Raw genomic sequence first — 4,873 nt, 5'->3', positions numbered from 1 at the left:
CCCATTAACAGGATAACTATTACTACTAAACGCTTCATCTGATTATAATTTAATGACCGTAATTTTTTTATACTATTTATCCCAGAACACTGGCGTAGTTTGCTGCGCTATCTGCAGCTGGCTGGTATTGCCTCCCAGGCTGGTATTGGCGGTTAGCTCCGTTTCGGAATAATACAGCCGCAGCGGAAAGGTGTTCAATGGCGACAGCGGCGTGCGTAATACCGGTAAGGCGGTTCTGCGATAATCGTTATACGCTTCCATACCGTTGCCATAATCTGCTATGTACTTCTGCGTCATTACCAGTGCCAGCTTACCGGCATTATCTGCTGCATCATATTTAGCCAATAGCGCATCTGCAAAGCTGCTAATGCTGGCAGGCGGTATAATAGCGCCTCCGTTAGAGGATGCATAGGCGCTTACGCTGGCCAGGTGGGCGGTAATACCATCCCGGAAAGCCTGCCGTGCATCATCACCGGTATTTAAAGTGAGCGCAGCTTCTGCACGAATGAACTTTACCATGGCATTGGTGATGTAAGGGATAATCCCTGCGCCGGTGCCGTCTGTTACCGTTACCACCTTTAAGGTACCGGTAGCGCCGGTATTGGTAAGGAACAGGTTAGTGGCCGGCAGGTTATTAATGGGTGCATTATCATACAAACCACCGGCGGGGTAAATACCAAAGGTGGAGCGGCGGTTCAGATCCGCAGGCGCCGCCGTACCATCGCCCGGGTTGCGGCCATAGTACCCATTGCTGTTAGTAGAGTTATTTAAACCCGCTGTTGCATTCTGGCGGATAATGTAGTAACGCAAACGGGGATCATCATTATCAAACAGCAGGTCTATCATCGACTGGCACATGTAAAAGTTCTTGCTGCCCTGGTATTCTGAACGGTGCCAGGGATGCCGGTTATTCGGGTTCTGGTTAGGGCCGAACTTAAACGTATAATCCGTACCGTTAGAGTTGGAGGCGCCGCCTATGAGGGTGGATGGATCTGCTATGAGCGCTTTAATGGCCGTGGCAGCTGCCGCCGGATCTACCAGCCGCAGCTGGTTATGCAGCTTTAGCTTCAGCGAATTGGCCATGCTGATCCAGGAGGTTTTAAGACCGCCATAGATCATATCGGCGGTAGATGGCACCAGGTTATTGGCTATTACTTTGCCTGCATCTGCAATGGCTTCATCTATCATTACCAGCAGCTTGGGATAGATGTCCTCTCCCTTTTCAAAGGCAGGACTTACATTCTCCTGCCCCTGCTGCGCTTCCGAATAAGGGATATCACCCCACATATCCACCATCAGGCTTACCAGGTATGCTTTTTCCAGCTTGGCAATGGCTACATACCCCCACTGCTCTTCTTCCGTACCGGTTTTGATGATGGTTTCCAGGTCGTTCAGCGTTTGGCTGTAAAAGCCGTTCCATGAATCATCAAAGCTGTTGCCGGCCTGCTGGTAACGGCTTAAAGAAGCAGAGGATACCATGTGCTGCATAAAGGTGGAGGTGCCGCTGTTCAGCTGGTACATGTTAGCTGCCATGGACACTTCTGTGGAAGGCAGCAGCAACGATAGCTCCGCGGTGGTAGGATTATTGGGATCGGTATTAATATCTACAAACTTATTACAGCCGCCTGCTACCGGTATAATACCGGCCAGTAATAATGTATATGCTATGTTTTTAATTGTCGTCATCATAATCAGATTAATTGATCAATATCCGGGATCAGAAAGAACATCTCAGGTTCACGCCAAAACGCCTTGTGGTGGGCACTGCCAGGTTATCATATCCCTGTGAGTTGCCTACGCCCAGTGAGCTTACCTCAGGATCGAAGTTGGAATACTTCGGGAAGTTGGGTGCATTGTACCACAGGTTACGGCCGGTTAAGGAAATGGAGGCGGAACCAAAAGGCGTTCTGCCCAACAGGCTTTTAGGCAGGTCATATGCCAGCGATACTTCGCGCAGGCGGAATACCGTGGCATCAAAAATGGAACCTTCATTCACACCGCCGGGGCCCATACCGCCACTGAAGAAATGATCTTCATAAGACATAGCTACATTGTTCGGGATCTTTTTCCCGGTTGCATCATGCAAGGCAGTGAGGGTATTAATATCTCCCAGCACGCCGGGCGATACGATCTGGAACTCACGGTCTTCCGTATCCCGGGTTACCCCGCGCGACATCATTTGCCCAATGGTGTTGGAATAGATCTGGCCGCCCTGTTTCCAGTCGAACAATACATTCAGCGAAAGGTTCTTATAACGGAAGGTGTTGGTGATGCCTAAAATAAAATCAGGATTGGGATTGCCGATAGGCAGCAAAGCGCCTGATACCAGCGGTTTACCGGTGTTGGGGTCAATGAGGATATCGCCATCTGAATCCCTTGCATAACCGGTACCCTGTATTAAACCATAGGGCCGGCCTACAATGTGCACGCTGCTGGTACCATTAGTGCCTCCATAGCTGAAGCGCTCGTAACCGCCCAGGTCTTTAATAATATTACGGTTGCGGGTAAAGTTGGCGCCTATATCCCAGTTAAAACCCTGGTTGGTTTGTATGGGAGACAGATTCAATCCTACTTCTATCCCTTTATTGGTAGCCTCGCCCAGGTTCAGGATCTGCGTGGTGTAACCGGAAGATGGCGCTGCGGTTACTTCAAAGATCTGGGAGGTGCTTCTTTTATTGTAATAAGTAAAGTCAATGCCTATACGGTTATTGAAGAACTGCAGCTCCGTACCTAATTCCAGCTCTGTAATGAACTCCGGTTTCAGGTTGGCATTGGTAAGCAGGTTGGCCTGCGTTACCACATTGTATACCGCGCCGCCAGCGGGCGTAAAAGGTAAGCCCACATTGGCCGGCGTGGTAGATGCTCCCAGTACGGGATTTATCTGGTAAAAGCTCTGCGTTTGATAAGGGGACGCCTCGTTACCTACACGGGTATAGCCGGCCCTTACCTTACCAAAGTTCAGGATCTCTTTATCCATTTGAAAGGCTTCCGTAAATACCAGCGAACCATTTACACCGCCGTAAAAATAGCTGCGGTTATTGGCCGGCAGCGTGGAGGATACATCGTTACGGCCTACCAGGTTTAAGGAAGCAAAGTTCTTATAGTCCAGCGTAATGTCTGTAAAGAATGCGTAGTAACGCTGTTTAAGGATGTTGCGGTTATTGTTTAGCTGGATGGGTGTAATAGAGCTGGTGTTGTTCATATCTATCAGGTCCGCTACAATAATGTTATCGCCGTAAAATGCTTTACGGTCCGTTAAGCGCTGGTTTACGTTATTGCCTACTATGGCGCGCAGCGACAGATCAGAGCTAAGCGGGCGGGTAACGGTTAACAGCAGCGTGTTATCCAGCTCCTGCCGGTAAATATTATCTGATGTAATGCTGCCATTGGGGTAAGATGATGATCCTTTACCGCGGGTACTGATCCTGCGGTCGGTGTATGCGTTAAAGCCAATGGTGTTCTGCACATTTAACCAGGGCAGCGGATCAAAGCCTAATACCAGGTTACCATAATACCTATCCACCGCGCTGGTGGAAAGGCTGTGCTTTACCGACCAGTAGGGATTATCCACCCCGGTATAGTCGTATACGTTACTGCCATCGATTGGATTTTCGAAAGGATAATTAGTAAGGTCGTAGCTGGTGGGCACATACATTAAGGTAGACATGATAGAACCCGTAAGACCGCCCACTGGTGGCGTTTTTTGCCGGGTGATCACGTAGTTGATGGAACCGCTTGCATAGAATTTGTTATCCAAGCGGATATTACCGCCCACATTCATGGAAGTACGGTTAATTTCATTATTCGGTACAATACCATTGTTCATGGTATGTGAAAAACCTGCGTTAAAGTTGCCTTTTTCACTACCGGATGAGATGGTGATGGCATTTTCATACACACTACCATCGCGGAAGAAATTCTTTACGTTCTGGTCTGCATAAGACTTATAAGGCACCTGTTTGGGTGTTACGCCATCTGCCTCATAAATTTCCGGGAACACAGCGGAGCTGAACTGGCGTGTAAGCTGGTGCGGGATGGTTGTACGTGTAGGCAGCATACTTTTCACACCGGGAAAAGGCTGCCCCCAGGAAGCGTATACCCCATGACGGTAGTCGTTATTGGTGCCCTGCCCATACTTGGTCTGGTACTCCGGCAGGCCGGCTACCTGCTCCACAGAGTAAGAGGTATTGTAGGTGATCTCCAAGCCTTTCCTTGATTTCTTTTTACCGGCTTTTGTGGTGATGATGATGGCGCCATTGGCCGCACGGGAGCCGTATAAAGCCGCTGCTGCAGCCCCTTTCAGCACCGTCATGCTTTGAATATTGTTAGGGTCCAGGTCAAAAGCGCGGTTGGTTACGCCTACCCCGCCCACAGATGCGCCGCCCACATTGGCAAAGCTGGAGTTATCAAAAGGCACCCCATCCACTACAAACAAAGGTTGGTTATTGCCATTGAGCGAGGAGTTACCACGGATGGTAATGTTGGTACCACCACCGGCCACCCCGCCGGATGATTGAATGTTAACCCCTGCTACCTTACCGGTTAATGCGCGGATAGGATCGGGCTCTGACTTCTGCGCCAGCTTTTCTGAAGTAACGGTGCTTACTGAATAGCCCAGGCTTGTTTTCTGGCGGGCAATACCGGCTGCTGTTACTACAATATCATGCAGCTGCTTTACTGCAGATTGCAGTTTGATGGTCTCTGATGCGGAAGCCGAGATTTCCGTTACGCTATAACCAATAGCAGTAACAACCAATGTAGCGCCGTTATGCACCTTAAGGGTGAAAGCGCCATCGGGCCCGGAGGCTACGCCATTGCTGGTGCCTTTCTCCACGATGGTAGCGCCGGGAAAGGGCTCTCCCGTTTCGCCGAG

At 49.8% G+C, this 4,873-nt stretch carries 2 protein-coding genes; both read right to left on the bottom strand.

The features are described from left to right. Positions 1–72: 72 nt before the first annotated feature. Positions 73–1,689 (bottom strand): SusD/RagB family nutrient-binding outer membrane lipoprotein, encoded by a 1,617-nt coding sequence (locus VIM87_RS18440; protein ID WP_331998417.1) that lies wholly within the window; start codon positions 1,687–1,689, stop codon positions 73–75. Between the two features lie 28 nt (positions 1,690–1,717). Next, positions 1,718–4,873 (bottom strand): SusC/RagA family TonB-linked outer membrane protein (locus VIM87_RS18435; RefSeq protein WP_331998416.1); only part of this gene is annotated, 3,156 nt, incomplete at its 5' end.

Source organism: Chitinophaga sp. (genome assembly GCF_036569125.1).
Taxonomy (GTDB): Bacteria; Bacteroidota; Bacteroidia; order Chitinophagales; family Chitinophagaceae; genus Chitinophaga.
The sequence above is the reverse complement of the archived record's forward strand: the minus strand, read 5'-3'. Positions and strand labels throughout refer to the sequence as shown.